Here is a 15,705-nt window from a genome sequence, read left to right on the forward strand (position 1 = left end):
AGGAGAACGAGGCGGCGGCGCGGCCAGGGCGGGCTAGACTGGGCCTTTCCGGCGTCCGCGCTGTTCGCCGGATCGCGATGAGGCACGCCCATGATCCGCCGCCTGGCCCTGCTCGCTCCGTTTGTCGCCGCCCTCGGCGCCTGCGCCTCGACGCCGCCGCCGCAGGAGACGGCCTATTATCCGCAGCCGGCGCCGGCCTACCCCCCGGGGCCGCCGCCCGTCGCCGTCGATCCGGGCTTCGCCCCGCCGGCGGGGGCGCGTCCCGGCGAATGCTACGCCCACGTGGTGGTTCCCGCCCGCGACGAATGGGCCCGCGTCGGCTGTCCCGACCGGGGCCAGGGCCGCCCCTATCCCTCGACGGCGGTCGGCCCGTGGGGCCGTCCCGGCTACGGCGGCGGGGCCTACGCCTACGAGGCCGGCTACGGCGACCAGGGCGCCGGCCCTTACGGCCCCTACGGCTGGAGCGGATACGGCCGCGTGTGGCCGACGCCCTACGCGCCCAACGGCAATCTGGTCTGGCCGGGAAAGTCGCCGGGCCCGCTCAGCCCGGCCGCGCCAGGATATTGAACCCGTAGCGACGGAACACCGCCGTCGCCTCCGGCCCCTGCAGAAAGCCCAGGAACCCCGCCGCCGCCGGATTGCGCGAGGCGGCGGTGAGCGCGCCCGGATAGACGATGCGCGGGTGGCTGGCCTCGGGGAAGGTTCCCACCGTCCGCACCTTGGGCTCCACGGCGGCGTCGGTGGCGTAGACGATCCCGAACGGCGCCTCGCCCCGGGCGACATAGGCCAGGGCGGCGCGGACGTTCTCGGCCGACGCCATGCGGCCCGAGACCTGATCCCACACGCCCAGCGCGGTCAGCGAGGCCTTGGCGTACTTGCCGGCGGGGACCGTCGCCGGGTCGGCCAGGGCCAGCCGGCCCGGCCCCAGGGCCTTGGCCAGGGGGAAGCCCTTGGCGATCCTCAGCGTGGCGCGCGCGTCCTTGGGGGCGATCAGCACCAGGTCGTTCGACAGCAGGTCGCGGCGCGATGCGGCGACGATCAGTCGCCGCTGGGCCAGGTAGTCCATCCATTCGACGTCGGCCGAGATGAACAGGTCAGCCGGCGCGCCCTGCTCGATCTGGCGGGCGATGGCGGACGAGCCGGCGAAGCTGAAGCGGATCGGAACGCCGGTCTTGGCGGTGTAGGCTTGGCCGGCGTCGGTCAGCGCGTTCTGCAGCGAAGCGGCCGCGAACACGGTCACCGGCGGGGGGGCCGCCGTCGCCGGCAGGGCCGCGATCAGCCAGGCGGCGAGGGCCGCCAGGATCGCGTTGAATCGGGTCATGGCCGGCCCCCTCCGCCTTCGATCCGGCGACAATGGCAGGGCGGCCTGCGCGCGCAAGCTGCAAATCTCGCCGATATGACGCAAGCCGCGTTGTGCGAATCCGCGTTTTCGCGCTAAGATTGTTTCGTCGGATACCCGGGCCGCTTCGTCCCAGCGACGGCCCATCCCCTCTCCGGCTATCTCCTGCGGATCTCGGCTATGCCGAGGTCCGCTTTTTTAGGCGGGTCCCGCTTCGTCGCCTCCGGCCTCGCCGCCTAGGGCGCGCGTGGAAGGCGACGGAGCGAAGGCGTGGTCCGCCATGGCTCGCGCCTGGTCGCGGATGTCGGTCGGCCAGCCGTCGCTGCGCTCCAGGAAGGCGGCGCGGTCGCCGGCGTAGAGGGCCCGCAGCGCCTCCTCGAAGCCCTCCAGGTTCCCGGCCATCACCGTCATGAACCTATAGGCCGCCTCCTGCGTCCGCCGCAGGCGGGTCCTGGGGTCGTCGACCCGCGAGGCGGCCTCGACCAGGCGGCGCAGGGCGGCCGAGGCGCCGCCCGGCTGGGCCGCCAGCCAGTCCCAGTGCCGGGGCAACAGCGTCACCTCCCGCGCGGCCACGCCCAGGCGCGGACGGCCGCGTCCCCGCGCCGGCGGCGGGACGGCCGCGTCGGGCTGGGTCTCGACGTCCAGCTGCTCGCCGGTGACGGCGTCGAACATCAGCACCGGGTCGCCGGTTTCGGCCAGGGCGCGGCGGGCGGCCTGCGCCACCTCGGCCATGCCGCCGGCGGCGATGCGCCGCGCGCCGCAATAGGCGACGCAGGGTCGGGAGGGGTCGGTCATGGCCCGTTCTAGCCCCGGCGCGTCGGGGCTGCAATAATCATCCGGGTGAAATGCCAGGCAGGCCGGCGTCGCCGGCGCAGGCGTCGAGAAAGGCCCGGTCGAGAACGGCGAAGGCCATCTCGCGCTTGCCCTCGACCGAGAACAGCACGCCCCAGCGCCCGGGGCCGATCTCGGCCACGGCCGGGTAGGCCGCCTGGCCCCAGCGTCCCTCCCCGGCGAGGTCGCAGCCCCTGGCGAAGCGCATTCCGTCCAGCGAGAAGGCGAGGCTGAGAGTCCGGCGATCCCGTCGTCCGGGATTATAGATCAGGACGATGCGGCCCGGCCGGTCGCTGAAGGCCTCCACCGCCGAGCCGGGATTGGCGAGGTTGGTCGCCGCCGCCGCCGACCAGGCCGGCCGTCCCGGCGACCATGTCGAGACATGCACCCACCGCCGCCGGCGGTCGCGCATCGCCGCCAGCACCCGGCCGTCGCCCAGGGGGGCCAGGCTGGGCTGCAGCAGGGGGCCGTGGGTCGGAATGGGCAGGGCCCGCATGGCCGGCGGCGCGCCGGGGGCCAGGGCGGCCAGGTCGAGGACCAGCACCGCCGGCCTTCCGCTTTCGCGATAGACCGGCAGCAGGTCGCCGACGCCGTCGACGTGCAGGGGCCGGCTGCGCGGCAGCGCCCCCGGCCGGTCGTCCAGGCGGGTCGGCGGCGACCAGCTGCGCCCGTCGTCGGCGGAGACGCGGAAGTCGACCCGCCCGCACCGCCAGCTGCGGCAGGTCTCGAGGCCCAGCAGGCGGCGGCTCTGCACCTCGCCCGAGATCATCACCACCCGTCCGGTCGCGTCGCGGGCCAGGACGACGTTGCCGACGCTCTTGGCCGCCGCGCCGGCGCCGGCCGCCCGGGCCCCCGGCGTCGAGGCCGGGGCGGCCGGGCTCCAGTCGCGGCCGGCGTCGTCGCTGCGGCTGCAAAGGATGGCCACGTCGCGGCCGGCCTCGCTGGCGCCCGACCACCAGCAGGCCAGCAGGCCCTCGCCGCCAAGGCCCAGGAGGCCGCCGCCATGGTTGACGGCGGCGGGGGCCGGCAACAGCCGCACGGGCGGCGGGAGAGGCGGCGGCGTCATGGTTCACAGGTCCTGGCCGGGCCCCAGTCTGCCGGCGGATCGCGGCGAAGCCGGGGCGCCCTTCGGACCGCCGGGTTCAGCGCGCCAGCCGGGCGGCCTCGTCGAAGCGCGGATCGCGGAGGCCGTCCAGGGCCGCGCCCAGCCTCGCCCGGCCGTAGGCCAGCCGCCCTTCGGCGGAGCCGAGCACGGGTTCGCCGGCCCGCATGACGGCGTGAAGGTCGGCCAGCACCGGCGGCGGCCCGGCGTCGCGCACGGCCAGTCCCGGGCGTTCGGCCGCCGCGAGGTTCAGGAAGGCCAGGGCGTAGTAGAGGTGGTTGACCTGTCGGGCGAGATAGAGGCGCGCGGCCTGGGCCTCCCGGGGCGGGGCGCTCCAGTATGTCGCCTGCAGCAGGACCTCCTCCTCCGGCGTGGCGGTGAAGAAGTTGGCCAGGGCGGCGAGGTCGAAATAGCGGTCGGCCAGGAACGCCGCCTCCCAGTCGACCAGCCACAGCCGCCGCCCGTCATAAAGGATGTTGCGCGGGTTGAGGTCGTTGTGGCTGGAGACCGGCGCCGGCTCCAGGCCCCGGTAGATCCGGGCCAGTTCGGCGTAGAGCGACAGCGGCGCGTCGAGCTCGGCGTCGTCCAGCACGCTGGCGGCGCGCTGCTGGGCGATCAGGACGTCCATGCCGTCCAGGAAGTCGATCAGCGGCGGGAAGGCGGGGGCGGCGTGCAGCAGGCGCGCGGCCTGGGCCAGTTCGGCGATCAGGTCGGCGCGGGTTCCGGCGTAGTCGAGGAGCAGCGACCGCTCGGGGATGAAGTCGAGGATGGCCACGCCGTCCTCGGCGCAGGCGTAGCGGACGCGCGGCGCCAGCAAGGCGTCGGCGGCGATGCGCATGCAGGCGTAGCCCCGGGCGGGATCGCCGAAATGGGTCCGCTCGGCCTCGATGCGCAGCAGGTAGGCGACGCCGCCGACCCGGATGCGGAAGATGTCGGCCCGCGACAGGCCGCCGCCGACCGGGACCAGGCCGTCGATCTCGGCCCCCGGGCCGAAGGCGGCGGTCAGGCCGCGCGCGACGGCGGCGCGTTTCTCCGGCGGCAGGCTGGTCATGGCGGGCTCCTTGGACAGGGCGGGGCTTATCGGACCAGGCGGCGCGTCTGTCAATATTACCCGGGTAAATATTAGGGGCCCGCGAGATGGCCGTGTCAGGGCAGGTTCGGCCGCCGCCCCGGCGGCGCCTCGCCCTTCCCCGCATCTTTCCATCTGGTGTAAATCGGCCGGCGCACAACCGGCTTATCCCGCGGCCCAGGCGCCGGTTCTGGAAGAATCTTCCGTTTTCCAGGCGAGATTCCGAACAAGCTTCCGAATGGGTCCGGTCGCCGGCCGCGCCTTGCCTGCAAGGGAAAAGACCGCCTCGATGTCAGGGGTCGGAGCGGCCGACGGGGAGAGCGCCGAGGCGATCCATCGCCGGGATTGTCTGATAATAAAATCGCTTTCTAATGATAAAATCTCGCGCTAAGGATGTTGGGAAATAACAAGAACAGACCTGGGCGCGAGGCCTTGCGGGGCGGCGCCCGCGTCGCGCCCTTGGGGGAAATGCGCATGGGTTCGCGTTCGGGTTCGGGATCGGACTGGTTCCGCCGCTGGCTGCTGCCCGGCTTCGCGTTCAAGGCGGTGGTGATCGGCGGCGGCTACGCCACCGGCCGCGAGCTGGTCTCGTTCTTCATGCCCAGCGGGCCGCTCGGCGGCCTGGCCGGCATGGCCACGGCGACGGTGGTCTGGAGCGTGGTGTGCGCCGTCGCCTTCCTCTTCGCGCTCAAGACCGGGAGCCGGGATTACCGGACCTTCTTCAGCCATCTGCTCGGCCGTTTCTGGCCGGTGTTCGAGGGCGCCTACATCCTGGCGATGATCGTCATCCTGGCGGTGTTCGCCGCCGCCGCGGGGGCGATCGGCGCGGCGCTGTTCCACTGGCCGAGCCTGGTCGGCTCGCTGATCCTGATCGGCATGATCACCGCCGTGGCGACCTTCGGCAACGAGTCGGTCGAGGGGTTGTTCAAGTACGTCTCGATCTTCCTCTACGCCACCTACGGCGTGTTCCTGGTCCTGTCCCTGACCCGCTTCGGCGACAGGATCGCCGCCGCGCTGGCCGCTCCCGCCCCTTCCGACGGCTGGCTGACGGGGGGACTGACCTACGCCGGCTACAACATCGTCGGCGCCGCCGTGATCCTGCCGGTGGTCCGCCACATGCGCGGACCCAGGGACGCCGTCGTCGCCGGCGTCCTGGCCGGTCCGCTGGCCATGGCCCCGGCCGTGCTGTTCTTCCTGGCGATGACCGCCTTCTATCCGGGCATATCCGACCACGCCCTGCCGTCGGATTTCCTGCTCGAACAACTGCACGCGCCGGTGTTCAGGCTGATCTTCCAGCTGATGATCTTCGCCGCCCTGCTGGAGAGCGGAGCGGGCCAGGTGCACGCCATCAACGAGCGCATCGACCAGGCCCGCCGGGCGGGCGGACGGGCGCCGTTGTCCCGGCGCGTCCGGCTGGCGGTCACCGCCGCCATCCTGATCGGCTCGATCTTCGTGGCCGAGCGCATCGGCCTCGTCGCCCTGATCGCCGACGGCTATCGCTGGCTGGCCTATCTGTTCCTGGCCGTCTTCGTCCTGCCGCTGATGACGCTCGGCCTGGCGCGCCTGATCGGCTCGGCCAGGGCCCGGGCCGCCTGACGGTCGCCGCGTCGCGGCCTCAGGCCGTCGCCGCCGCGTCGTCGTCGAGACGGGTCCGCGACCATCGGTCGACGACGCCGATCAGCTCGGCGACGGAGATCGGCTTGCAGATATGGCCGTTCATGCCGGCGTCGCCGGCGGCGAGGATGTGTTCGGGCAGCACGTCGGCGCTCAGGGCGATGATCGGCGTGCGCCGGTTGCCGCCGGCCAGGCCGCGGATCGCCCGGGCGGCGGCGAAGCCGTCCATGCCGGGCATCTGCAGGTCCATGAGGATCAGGTCGAACCGCCGTTCCGCGGCGAGGCGCAGGGCCTCCGCGCCGCTGTCGGCCTCAAAGACCTCGTGGCCGACCGCCTGGAGCATGGCGCGGACCAGTTCGCGGTTCACGGCGAGGTCGTCCACCACCAGCACCCGCGCGACGTCCGTCCGCGCCTCGGCCTCCGCGCCGGCGGCGTCGGCCGACGGCTCCAGCGCGGCCGGGGGGGCCAGGACATGGAAGCGGAACGTCGAGCCGCCGCCGGGCGAGGGCGCCATCTCGATGTCGCCGCCCATCAGCTCGACCAGGCCCTTGCAGATCGACAGGCCCAGGCCGGTGCCGCCGTGGCGGCGGCTGACCGAGCCGTCCACCTGCGAGAACCGCTGGAACAGCCGGGCCTGCTTGTCCGGCGGCACGCCGACGCCGGTGTCGGAGACGGCGACGTCCAGCCGGTCCTGCCCGGGGCGATAGGAGGCCGCCACCCGGATTTCGCCGTGGTCGGTGAACTTGACGGCGTTGCCGACCAGATTGACGATCACCTGCCGCAGCCGGTCGGCGTCGGCGGCGAGGACGGCGGGGGTCTCCGGGGCGATGTCCAGCCGCAGGGCGATCCCCTTGGCCCGCGCCTGTTCGGCGAACATGGCGACAAGGTCGTCGAAGAACGGCGCCAGGGCGAACGGCTTGGGATCGAGCGCGACATGCCCGGCCTCGAGCTTGGAGAAGTCGAGGATGTCGTTCACCACCGCCAGCAGGGTCAGGCCGGCGGCGTTCACCCGCCGGACATAGACGTCGGCCGGCGGCGGCAGGCCGTCCATGTCGCTGAGCAGGCTGGAGAAGCCGTTGATCGCGGTGAGCGGCGTGCGGATCTCATGGCTCATATTGGCCAGGAACTCGGCCTTGGCCTCGGCGGCGGCCTCGGCCCGCAGCTTGGCGTCCAGCAAGGCCTCCTCGCGGGCGTGGGCCTCGGTCACGTCCATGAAGGCCCCGAACATGGTCTCCACCTGGCCGCTCGCGCCCAGCTCGGCGGCGCCGTGGCAGATGACGTGGCGCACCGCGCCGTCGGCCCGCCTCAGCCGGCCTTCCAGCTCGAAGGGCTCGCCCGTCGTCGCGGCCGCCTTCAGCCGGGCCCGCAGTTCGCGGCGTTCCGGCGGGTCGTAGTGGGCGAGCTGGTCGTCGAGGCTGGGGGCCTCGGCCGCCGGCTCCAGGCCGTAGATGCGATAGACGCCTTCGGACCAGGTGATGACGCCGCTGGCCATGTCGACGCGCCAGTGGCCGACCCCGGCCATGGTCTCGGCCATCAGGGCGACGCGGTGGGCCTCGCGGATCCTGCGGGCGTCGGCCAGGGCGCGGGCCGAGGCCTCGACCATGCCGTCGCGCGACTGGAGCAGGTCGATCTGCACCGAGCGGAAGGCCCGGAACACCAGATAGGAGTTGGCCAGCACGGTGACGATCTGCCAGGGCTGGCGGCGCTCGAGCATGAACACGCAGGCGGCCGACTGGATCAGCGCCATCGAGATCAGCATCGGCGTCAGGTTGGTGACCAGCCGCCTGGGCCGGACATAGTCGTGGGCCAGGATCTCGAACATCACCACGCCGTAGAGCGTGACGCCGAAGGTCTGGGCCGCGCCGGTCTCGACCAAGGTGATGTAGAAGCCGGCGACGGCGTAGCCGGCGCTCTGCAGCCAGGCGAACAGGCCGGGCCGGCCGCCGCCGCGTTCGGCGACGGCGAGGGCGGCCATCACCGCCATCCAGCCGCACGGGATGGGCCAGGGCACGTAGGGAAGCGCGGCGGCGAACACCACGCCGGAGAACATCAGCCGCGCGCCCAGGCCGCGCGCCTGCCTGGGCGAGACGGCCAGCACGTCGCGCGCCGATGCGAGGATGCTGCGCCACCACACCGGTCCGTCACGGCCCGTCGGAATTGCAGCCGCCATGGAACGCCCTTCGCTTTCGGCCCTTCGGCGATCCTCCCGTCAAGCCTTGAAGGAAAGATTGAGCCCTTGCGCCAGCGGGCGCGATCCTGCGCGCCGGGCGGCGGAAAGCCTAGCCGGCGTTCTGGGGCGCCCGCGTCACCCGCGGCCCGGGAGCGTCGTCGCCATGGGTTATCAGCGCCTCCTTCATCTCGGTCTCGGACGAGGTGCAGACCGACAGGACGCGGCAGCGGCCCTCGTCCGCCGCCAGGTAGGCGTGGGCCATGGTGCTGTCGATATAGATGCCGTCGCCCTTCTCCAGCACCACCGGGGCGTAGAACTCGGTGCACACCTCGACGCGGCCCTCCATGACCACGGTGAATTCCTCGCCCGGGTGGCGCATCAGCGGCCCGAACTCCTCGAGAGTGCGCGCCTTGAGGTCGACCAGGATCGGGGCCATCAGCTTGTGCGACAGCTCCGAGGCCAGGTAGGTGTGGTCGTAGACCGGGGTGGAGACCCGGGCGCCGTCGCCCTCGCGGTGGACGCTGCGGCGGCCCGTCACCATCGACCGCCCCCCCGGCTCGGCGGCGGCCTCGGCGGCTTCGGGCGAGAAGAAGTAGGTGACGTCGACGCCGAGGCCGGCGCTGAGGGCGACCAGCTTGTCGTAGGTCAGCGACATCTGGCCGTTCTGCACCTTGGACAGGGCCGAGATCGACAGGCCGGATCTGCGGGAGATCTCGGCCAGGGTCCAGCCGTTGCGCTTGCGCAGCTGCTTCAGCGCGTCGCCCAGGCGCCGCAGGTGCGGGCTCTCGGTCGCCTCGTCGGCGAGGTTCGCGGCCGATCCTTTGGTCTTGCTGGGCATTCCCGGTCCATCTTCGACGCCGTCCGGTCGGGACGACCAGGCCATTATAGGCCAGATGGGACCATACGAAACATGCGTCGCGGCGCGGCGGCGCCGCCGCGGTCGCCGTCGGGCCCGCCGCAACCCGTTTCGCCAACGATATCCGGGCGGCCCGCGATCCCGTCGCCGCCGCCGTCCCGGGACGAGGCCGCGCACGGTGATTCGCCTATCGGAAAATCAAATGCGCAGGTCCGCGCTGGAGAGCTCGTGCGTCCCGTGGGCTGGAAACCCGGCGGCGGGTCCCATAGGTTGCAAGACGTCCCGTCGATCCGGCGGCCCGCCATGCGGCGCCAGCTCGGACGTGCGTTCGATGTCCGGGCGGGACGCGTCTGTTTTTCCGATGGCTTTGGCCGCCCGCCGTCTGCGCGGCGCGAAGGCGGCGAGGGAAGGAGGCGATGCGATGACGCCGCTCGGCTATTATGAAGCGATGGGCTGGTGGTTCTGGATGGGCGCCGACATGCCCGCAAAGTCGATCTTCCCGGACGACGGCGGCGGCCCCGGCTGGGCGGAGGGAGAGATCCCCGGGGAATTCCGCGACACCAAGCATGACGTCCAGGGCTGGAAACTGCATGTCTGCGTGCAGCCGGGCGAGATCGAGGGCCTGTTCGTGGCGCTCAGCCCGCTGCTCAAGACCGTGGCGCACAAGTTCGCGCCGGTCGACACCTACAACAAGCAGAGCGCCGGCTACGCCGCCTACCAGCTCATCAGCCCCGGGCATGGCGACGGCGCGGCGGGCAAGGCCTGCGTCATCTATCCCAACACCCCTGTGGAGCTCGCCGGGCTCGTCCTCCAGATCGACCAGGCGATCCGCAACCTCAACGCCGTGCTGACGCGGCCGATAAGAGGCAGGACGTCCCCGGGGGTGCGTCCCTTTCCCGGCGGCGTGAAGGGCGATCTGGCGCTGGGCTCGACCGGCTTCGTCTACACCCGCTACGGGGCGTTCAGCGGCAAGTTGGCCGACCAGAACAAGGTCTACGACCCCATCGCCAAGCAGGCGTGCCCAGACCCCCGCTTCGTCAAGCCCCACCCCGACTTCATCAAGGCGATCCCCGCCGAGATCGACGCCGTCCGGCGGCGGTAGGACGTCTGCTGGGTCTCATCGCCGATCGCCCCATCTCGCTGGGGGACAGGTTGGGTAGGTCCGTTTGAGCGGCGGGGCGCTTCTTCCAAGGGCCCCTTCGCGGTTCGCGTCTTTCCGCCGCCCCGGCGGGAAGATAGGTTGCGCCTGGGCGCAAGGCGGCGACGTGGGGGCATGGCCGGGCTGGTCGCCGGAGGCTGCTCTGCATCTCCGGACGGCGGCTGGGGCGCTTGTCCGAAGCGAAGCCAGGATTTCAGGGGGTAGGCATGGGCTTTTCGAGGCGTCCTGCGGATCGGCGAGGGGTTCGGGGCCCGCGCGGCTCGGGGCTCGCGGCGCTCATGGCCGTCCTGGCCTGGGCGGCGGCGGTCCCCGCCGTCGCGACCGCCCAGGACAAGCCGAACTATTTCGCGGCCTGGGTCGCCGTCGCCGAGCCGGCGGGCAAGGAGACGCGCATCGCGGAAGGACGATGGGCGCCCGTGGTCCGCTTCCGCCCCGAAACGGTGTTCGTGCTGGACAGCCCCGCCGTCGACGCCGCCAAGGGCAAGACGCTGCTGGCGGCGGGGACGCGGATGGTCGGCATGGCCGGCCGCCCCGGCCTGGCGTGCGAGCTCGAACGGCCGCGCGGCGGCTATCTGATCGGCTGCGTCGAGGACAAGGACGGCGACGGCCGGTTCGAGACCTTCTTCGATCTCAACCACGCCAACCCCTTCCTGTTCTCCGCCTTCCGCCAGCCGCGCTCCAAGGACCGCGCCATCGGCCCGCTGTCGCTGTCGCCGGCCTCGGCCTCGACCGCGCCGGCAGGCGGCGAGCCGGTGAGCATGGTCCTGTTCTACCGCAACCGGGCCGAACTGACCGGGGTCAGCCGGTTCGAGCTGTGCGTGCTCCAGCCGGACAACCGCAACATCTGGGGGGACAAGGCCGTCGGCCGGGGGTGCCTGCCGGCCATCTCCATCGGCGACCACGACTTTCCGCGCGCCGTGCCGATCTACGGGCGGACCCTGACCTTCCTCTCGCGCGACGCGGACGGCGTGACCGTCGCGGTCACCGGCGCGGACGCCGACCTGCCCGCGCGCCTGTAGCGCTCCGTCCGCGCAGGAGGACAAGTCACGTCCGACCGGAAAGGACAGCGAGATCGCGGACCGCGCGGGTGATCAGGCCATGGGCTTGGGGGTGGTCTTCTTCGAACACCAGCTTGGCCGCGACCGACAGGTTGGCGATGATCGCCTCGAAGCTGGCCGCGGGCGTGGGCGGCATGGCCTTCAGCAGGGCTTGGCTTTCTGCTTCCAGCACATCGAGCCGAGCATCGATCTCGGCGAGTCTCGCGCCATCAGGTAATGTGGCCTGTTCGGACTTTGACAGTTGGAACCAGCGTCGCCGCTTTATCAGCCATGCTTCGTGGTTGCTCCATTCCGCCTGGAGACGCCGCTGCTCAACCTCGACGATGAGCCACCGACGGCAGATGGCGATGGAGAGATCGGCGCCAGCGCTGACTGCAAACGCAGGTATCGCCGAACCGCCAACAAATACGGCGCGTCTTGATGGCTGCGACGTGCGCGCAACAGCATCCCCCGCCTTGCGACGTGAGCTCATGACTTATGATCCAGAGCATGTATTATTCCTTTAGTATCATCCACGACACTATTAGGCAAGCGAAAAATATCGTGAACTTTACTAATAGTAACATTCCGTGCTGACGGCCGCTCAAATCCGGGCTGCGCGCGCCCTCGTCGACTGGAGCGGACCACGGCTGGCGGAAGCGGCTGGTCTGTCGCTGCCGACGATCCGACGAATGGAAAGCGCCGTGGGGCCGGGCCGCAGCTCGGTCGACAACGTCGAGGCCGTGCGCCGCGCGCTTGAGGCCGCCGGCGTCATCTTTCAGATGGCGGATGATGCGGCGGGCCCTGGCGTACGGCTGAAGCGACCCGAAGAGGCTGGCGGGCATGAGCCCGATCAGGCAGGCGATCGGGCGCGACGGCGGGAATAAAAATCCGCTCGATACGGTCCTGAAGGCGGTGGGATGGCCGCTTCGCCCCAGATGCGGACGTCCGCGCTTCAGCCGGAGGACGCGATGGACCATGCCGAAACGCCCCGAGCCCCGCTCGTCGCCTCGGGGGCGCCGCGCTATGACGGCCTGTCGATGGCGCTGCATTGGCTGACCCTGGGCCTGCTGATCGTGCTGTTCGGAGCGATCTGGGCGCGGGAACGGGCCAGCGACGGCGACGCCGCCCTGGCGTTGCTGACCATCCACCGTTCGGCCGGCGCGCTGGTCTGGGCCGTCACGCTCGCGCGCCTCGCCTGGAAGGTGAGGGGCGGCCGGACGCCGGCCCTGCCGTCGTCGACGCCGCGCATGCAGCGATGGGCCGCGCGCGCCAACGAATACGCGCTCTATCTGCTGCTGGCGGTCCAGCCCGTCACCGGGTTCGTGCAGAGCGTCGCGCGCGGCAAGCCTTTCCCGCTGCTCGGCCTTTCCGTCCCCGCCGTCATGGCCCGCGACAAGGATTTGTCGCACCTGTTTCATGCGGTCCACGAGGCGAGCGCTACGGTGCTGCTGATCCTTGTGGGGCTGCACGCCTGCGCCGCGCTGTTCCACGGCCTGGTCCTGCGCGACGGCGTGCTGGGAACGATGCTTCCGGCCGGCCGGCGACCCCTTCGCAAATAAATTCGCCGTTTTCGGGAATAGCCCGCCGCCGCGGCCGATCTTTCTCTTTGGACGCCATGTTTATGGGGAACGAGCCGATGACCGACGATCTTGATGACGGGATGAGCCGCCGCCGCCTGCTGGGCCGTTGCGCCGGCTGGGCCGGGGCCGGGGCGCTTTACACCATGACCGGCGGGGTCGCTTCGTCGATCAGCCTCGACGCGGCGCTGGCCGCGCCCAAGCGAGCCGGCGGCGCCAGGCCGTTCACCTTCCTTCAGATCAGCGACACCCATATCGGCTTCGACAAGGCCGCCAACCCCAACGCGCGGGGAACCGCCATCGAGGCGGTGGAGAAGATCAAGGCGCTGGCCGACAAGCCCGACCTGATCATCCACACCGGCGACATCACCCATCTGTCGACCGACGCCCAGTTCGACGACGCCGCGCAGATCCTGTCCGGCCTCGGCGCGCCGGTCTTCTATGTGCCGGGCGAGCACGATTTCCTCGACGAGGGCCAGGGCAAGGCCTTCCTGGCGCGCTACGGCAAGGGCGCGCACGGAACCGGCTGGTACAGCTTCGACCACGACGGCGTGCACTTCGTCGCGCTGAACAACGTCGCCAACCTGAAGCCCGGCGGCATGGCCCATCTCGGCGAGGAGCAGCTGGCCTGGCTGAAAAGCGACCTGGCGGGCCAGGCCTCCAGCACGCCGATCGTGGTGTTCGGCCATATCCCGCTCTGGACCGTCTACGAGGCCTGGGGCTGGGGCACCGACGACAGCGCGCAAGCGCTGGCGCTGCTGCGGCGCTTCGGCTCGGTCACCGTCCTGAACGGCCACATCCACCAGGTCATCCAGAAGGTGGAAGGCAATGTCTCCTTCCACTCGGCGCGGTCCACCGCCTATCCCCAGCCCGCGCCGGGCGCGGCGCCCTCGCCGGGCCCGCTCAAGGTGCCCGCCGAGCAGCTTCCTTCAATGCTCGGCATCCGCACCGCCCGCTTCGTGCGCGGCGGCGAGCCGATCGCCCTGATCGACCAGGCCTTCGCCTGACCCCCATTTTCCTCAGGAGCCGCCCATGCGCCTCAAGTTCTCAATCCTGCGCCGCGCCGCCCTCGTCGCGGCGCTGACGGTTCCCGCTGTTGCGTTCACCACGGCCAAGATCGAGGCCGCGACGCCGGCCAAGGTCCAGGCCGTGGCGATCAAGGGCTTCGCCTTCACGCCGCAGGTGGTGACGGTCGCGCCTGGGACGACGGTGACCTGGACCAACGTCGACGAAGACCCCCACACGGTGACCGCCAACGACAAGAGCTTCCACTCGGCGGCGCTGGACACCGACGACAAGTTCACCTTCACCTTCACCAAGCCCGGCGAGTACGCCTATTTCTGCTCGCTTCATCCGCACATGACCGGCAAGATCGTCGTCAAGGCAGGTTGACCACGATGTGGAAGCGCGAGGTTGGACCCCGATGAGCGGCCGCGGATTCTTCCGCCCCCGCCTGGTGTCCGGCTCGCGCGAGGGTCCGCGCGGCGACGAGCCGATCCAGGCCCGGACCCAGGCCGATCAGTTTCGGCGGATCATGCTTCCGCACATGGACGCCGCCTACAGCTACGCGCGCTATCTGTCGCGCGACGCCGCCGCCGCCGAGGACATCGCGCAGAACGCCTTCGTGCGGGCCATTCGCGGGTTCGACCGCTGGCGCGGCGACAATCCCAAGGCCTGGCTGTTGGCGATCGTGCGCAACTGCCATCTCGAAATGGTCGGCGGCCGCCGCGATCCGCTGCGCGGCGCCGAACCGATCGAAGCGGCCGACGACTGCGCCGCGGCCATGTCGCAGGCCGAGTCGCTGGAGGACGGGGTGGCGAGACGGCAGGACGCCGCCATGTTGCGACAGACGATAGAGGACCTGCCCGAGCCGTTCCGCGAGACGCTGATCCTGCGGGAGCTGGAAGAGCTGAGCTACAAGGAGATCGCCGCGATCACCGAGGTTCCGATCGGCACGGTGATGTCGCGCCTCGCCCGCGCCCGCGCCATGCTGGGCGCGCTTCTGCTCCCGTCGAGCGCAGACCGGTGGGAGGCCCAGTCATGACCGCATGTCCCGACAAGTCGCTGCTGCTGCAGGCCCACGCCGACGGCGAACTCGACGCCGCCAACGCGCTGGCGCTCGAGGCGCACCTGCGGTCGTGCGCGGCCTGCGCCGAAGAGCTGGCCCGGATCGACGCGCTGCGCGCCCTGCTCGCCGCCCCCGAACTCGATCACCCCGCGCCGGAGGCGTTGCGTGAGCGGATCGAAGCGATGATCGACGCCGAGGCGGCGCGTGAAGCCGCCGCGCGCCAGGCGCCGGAGCCCGCCTCGCCGCGCCCGCGACGACGCGGGGCCGGTCTCGCGGGCGGGGCGATGGCGTTCGGCCGGAGCTGGGGCGGAGGCCTGGTCGCCGGGCTCGCCCTCAGCGCCGCGGCGGTCCTCGTCCTGCCGCGGACGACCGGGATCGACAGCGAAGACCAGTTCGTCGCCAGCCATGTCCGCTCGCTCTCGCTCGACAGCCATCTCGTCGATGTCGCGACATCCAACCGCCATGTCGTCAAGCCCTGGTTCAACGGCAAGATCGACTTCGCGCCGCCCGTCCCCGAGCTGGCCGCGTTCGGCTTTCCCCTTGTCGGAGGGCGGCTGGACTATGTCGACGGGCGCGAGGTGGCGGTGATCGTCTATAAGCGGCGGCTGCACGCCATCAACCTGTTCGTGCGGCCCGCCGGCGCCCTGACGCTCCCGGTCGGCGTCGCCGCCAAGCACGACGGCTACAGCCTGGTGCGCTGGACGGCCGGCGGGCTGGAGTTCTGGGCGGTTTCCGACATGGACCTCAAGGAACTCGAGCTGTTCCGCCGGACCTTCGCGAGCCAGCCCAGCCTGTGAGAGGCTCCCGCGCCCAGGCCGGCCAGGGCGCGGTGGATGATCGGGCTGGCGTCATCGTCGCCACCGTCGCCTACTGGCTCAAT

The 15,705-nt window shown here is 71.3% G+C and carries 17 protein-coding genes; 10 read left to right on the plus strand and 7 right to left on the minus strand.

Annotated elements, in window-relative coordinates:
* The first annotated feature begins 90 nt into the window (after positions 1 to 90).
* The gene (locus C5708_RS06785; protein ID WP_242919208.1) at positions 91 to 567 is read left to right on the plus strand and encodes a hypothetical protein; all 477 of its coding nucleotides are present in this window, start codon (positions 91 to 93) and stop codon (positions 565 to 567) included.
* On the opposite strand, the gene modA is transcribed toward C5708_RS06785, so the two are convergent.
* The 4 genes from modA to C5708_RS06805 form a co-directional block, all read right to left on the minus strand.
* Positions 542 to 1,321: a molybdate ABC transporter substrate-binding protein gene (gene modA, locus C5708_RS06790; RefSeq protein WP_242919210.1), complete on the minus strand. Its 780-nt coding sequence runs from the start codon at positions 1,319 to 1,321 to the stop codon at positions 542 to 544. The genes C5708_RS06785 and modA overlap by 26 nt on opposite strands.
* A gap of 216 nt (positions 1,322 to 1,537) precedes the next feature.
* Complete coding sequence (locus C5708_RS06795) at positions 1,538 to 2,134, minus strand: DUF2239 family protein (RefSeq protein ID WP_242919212.1); 597 nt, start codon at positions 2,132 to 2,134, stop codon at positions 1,538 to 1,540.
* 37 nt (positions 2,135 to 2,171) lie between these two features.
* On the minus strand, positions 2,172 to 3,236 hold the full coding sequence (locus tag C5708_RS06800) for an exo-alpha-sialidase (RefSeq protein WP_242919214.1): 1,065 nt from the start codon (positions 3,234 to 3,236) through the stop codon (positions 2,172 to 2,174).
* A gap of 76 nt (positions 3,237 to 3,312) precedes the next feature.
* A complete protein-coding gene (locus C5708_RS06805) occupies positions 3,313 to 4,323 on the minus strand; it encodes a phosphotransferase (RefSeq protein ID WP_242919216.1) in 1,011 nt (336 codons plus the stop codon).
* Between the two features lie 492 nt (positions 4,324 to 4,815).
* On the opposite strand from C5708_RS06805, the gene C5708_RS06810 reads away from it, so the two are divergent.
* A complete protein-coding gene (locus C5708_RS06810) occupies positions 4,816 to 5,937 on the plus strand; it encodes a hypothetical protein (protein WP_242919218.1) in 1,122 nt (373 codons plus the stop codon).
* A gap of 19 nt (positions 5,938 to 5,956) precedes the next feature.
* Here C5708_RS06810 and C5708_RS06815 read toward each other — a convergent pair whose 3' ends face one another.
* Both C5708_RS06815 and C5708_RS06820 read right to left on the minus strand, forming a co-directional pair.
* Positions 5,957 to 8,125: an ATP-binding protein gene (locus tag C5708_RS06815; protein ID WP_242919220.1), complete on the minus strand. Its 2,169-nt coding sequence runs from the start codon at positions 8,123 to 8,125 to the stop codon at positions 5,957 to 5,959.
* Positions 8,126 to 8,234: 109 nt separating this feature from the next.
* On the minus strand, positions 8,235 to 8,963 hold the full coding sequence (locus C5708_RS06820; protein WP_242919222.1) for an XRE family transcriptional regulator: 729 nt from the start codon (positions 8,961 to 8,963) through the stop codon (positions 8,235 to 8,237).
* Positions 8,964 to 9,402: 439 nt separating this feature from the next.
* Here C5708_RS06820 and C5708_RS06825 point away from each other — a divergent pair, with 439 nt between their 5' ends.
* Both C5708_RS06825 and C5708_RS06830 read left to right on the plus strand, forming a co-directional pair.
* A complete protein-coding gene (locus C5708_RS06825; RefSeq protein ID WP_242919224.1) occupies positions 9,403 to 10,083 on the plus strand; it encodes a hypothetical protein in 681 nt (226 codons plus the stop codon).
* A 335-nt stretch (positions 10,084 to 10,418) separates the two neighbouring features.
* Positions 10,419 to 11,159, plus strand: a complete 741-nt coding sequence (locus tag C5708_RS06830) for a hypothetical protein (protein ID WP_242919226.1) — start codon at positions 10,419 to 10,421, stop codon at positions 11,157 to 11,159.
* Positions 11,160 to 11,184: 25 nt separating this feature from the next.
* Here C5708_RS06830 and C5708_RS06835 read toward each other — a convergent pair whose 3' ends face one another.
* Positions 11,185 to 11,670 (minus strand): hypothetical protein, encoded by a 486-nt coding sequence (locus tag C5708_RS06835; protein ID WP_242919228.1) that lies wholly within the window; start codon positions 11,668 to 11,670, stop codon positions 11,185 to 11,187.
* A 97-nt stretch (positions 11,671 to 11,767) separates the two neighbouring features.
* On the opposite strand from C5708_RS06835, the gene C5708_RS06840 reads away from it, so the two are divergent.
* From C5708_RS06840 to C5708_RS06865, 6 genes are all read left to right on the plus strand, one after another.
* Positions 11,768 to 12,064 carry a helix-turn-helix transcriptional regulator gene (locus tag C5708_RS06840; RefSeq protein WP_242919230.1) on the plus strand — a complete coding sequence of 99 codons (297 nt, stop codon included), beginning with the start codon at positions 11,768 to 11,770 and terminating at the stop codon, positions 12,062 to 12,064.
* 84 nt (positions 12,065 to 12,148) lie between these two features.
* Positions 12,149 to 12,739 carry a cytochrome b gene (locus C5708_RS06845; protein WP_242919232.1) on the plus strand — a complete coding sequence of 197 codons (591 nt, stop codon included), beginning with the start codon at positions 12,149 to 12,151 and terminating at the stop codon, positions 12,737 to 12,739.
* A 77-nt stretch (positions 12,740 to 12,816) separates the two neighbouring features.
* Positions 12,817 to 13,764 (plus strand): metallophosphoesterase, encoded by a 948-nt coding sequence (locus C5708_RS06850; RefSeq protein WP_242919234.1) that lies wholly within the window; start codon positions 12,817 to 12,819, stop codon positions 13,762 to 13,764.
* Between the two features lie 25 nt (positions 13,765 to 13,789).
* Positions 13,790 to 14,149 (plus strand): cupredoxin family copper-binding protein, encoded by a 360-nt coding sequence (locus tag C5708_RS06855; protein WP_242919236.1) that lies wholly within the window; start codon positions 13,790 to 13,792, stop codon positions 14,147 to 14,149.
* A gap of 31 nt (positions 14,150 to 14,180) precedes the next feature.
* Positions 14,181 to 14,801, plus strand: coding sequence for a sigma-70 family RNA polymerase sigma factor (locus tag C5708_RS06860; protein ID WP_242919238.1), 621 nt, complete (start codon positions 14,181 to 14,183; stop codon positions 14,799 to 14,801).
* On the plus strand, positions 14,798 to 15,622 hold the full coding sequence (locus tag C5708_RS06865) for an anti-sigma factor (protein ID WP_242919240.1): 825 nt from the start codon (positions 14,798 to 14,800) through the stop codon (positions 15,620 to 15,622). The genes C5708_RS06860 and C5708_RS06865 overlap by 4 nt, the downstream gene beginning before the upstream one ends.
* Positions 15,623 to 15,705 lie beyond the last annotated feature (83 nt).

Source organism: Caulobacter sp. CCUG 60055 (assembly GCF_022750545.1).
Taxonomy (GTDB): Bacteria; Pseudomonadota; Alphaproteobacteria; order Caulobacterales; family Caulobacteraceae; genus PUIC01.

Excerpts from the sequence above, each read along its gene's own strand:
- C5708_RS06805 (WP_242919216.1), bottom strand. The coding sequence starts at position 4,323 with ATGACCAGCCTGCCGCCGGAGAAACGCGCCGCCGTCGCGCGCGGCCTG.
- C5708_RS06815 (WP_242919220.1), bottom strand. The coding sequence starts at position 8,125 with ATGGCGGCTGCAATTCCGACGGGCCGTGACGGACCGGTGTGGTGGCGC.
- C5708_RS06795 (WP_242919212.1), bottom strand. The coding sequence starts at position 2,134 with ATGACCGACCCCTCCCGACCCTGCGTCGCCTATTGCGGCGCGCGGCGC.
- C5708_RS06850 (WP_242919234.1), top strand. The coding sequence starts at position 12,817 with ATGACCGACGATCTTGATGACGGGATGAGCCGCCGCCGCCTGCTGGGC.
- C5708_RS06820 (WP_242919222.1), bottom strand. The coding sequence starts at position 8,963 with ATGCCCAGCAAGACCAAAGGATCGGCCGCGAACCTCGCCGACGAGGCG.
- C5708_RS06830 (WP_242919226.1), top strand. The coding sequence starts at position 10,419 with ATGGCCGTCCTGGCCTGGGCGGCGGCGGTCCCCGCCGTCGCGACCGCC.
- C5708_RS06845 (WP_242919232.1), top strand. The coding sequence starts at position 12,149 with ATGGACCATGCCGAAACGCCCCGAGCCCCGCTCGTCGCCTCGGGGGCG.
- C5708_RS06800 (WP_242919214.1), bottom strand. The coding sequence starts at position 3,236 with ATGACGCCGCCGCCTCTCCCGCCGCCCGTGCGGCTGTTGCCGGCCCCC.
- C5708_RS06835 (WP_242919228.1), bottom strand. The coding sequence starts at position 11,670 with ATGAGCTCACGTCGCAAGGCGGGGGATGCTGTTGCGCGCACGTCGCAG.
- C5708_RS06810 (WP_242919218.1), top strand. The coding sequence starts at position 4,816 with ATGGGTTCGCGTTCGGGTTCGGGATCGGACTGGTTCCGCCGCTGGCTG.
- C5708_RS06785 (WP_242919208.1), top strand. The coding sequence starts at position 91 with ATGATCCGCCGCCTGGCCCTGCTCGCTCCGTTTGTCGCCGCCCTCGGC.
- C5708_RS06825 (WP_242919224.1), top strand. The coding sequence starts at position 9,403 with ATGACGCCGCTCGGCTATTATGAAGCGATGGGCTGGTGGTTCTGGATG.
- C5708_RS06865 (WP_242919240.1), top strand. The coding sequence starts at position 14,798 with ATGACCGCATGTCCCGACAAGTCGCTGCTGCTGCAGGCCCACGCCGAC.
- modA (WP_242919210.1), bottom strand. The coding sequence starts at position 1,321 with ATGACCCGATTCAACGCGATCCTGGCGGCCCTCGCCGCCTGGCTGATC.
- C5708_RS06855 (WP_242919236.1), top strand. The coding sequence starts at position 13,790 with ATGCGCCTCAAGTTCTCAATCCTGCGCCGCGCCGCCCTCGTCGCGGCG.
- C5708_RS06860 (WP_242919238.1), top strand. The coding sequence starts at position 14,181 with ATGAGCGGCCGCGGATTCTTCCGCCCCCGCCTGGTGTCCGGCTCGCGC.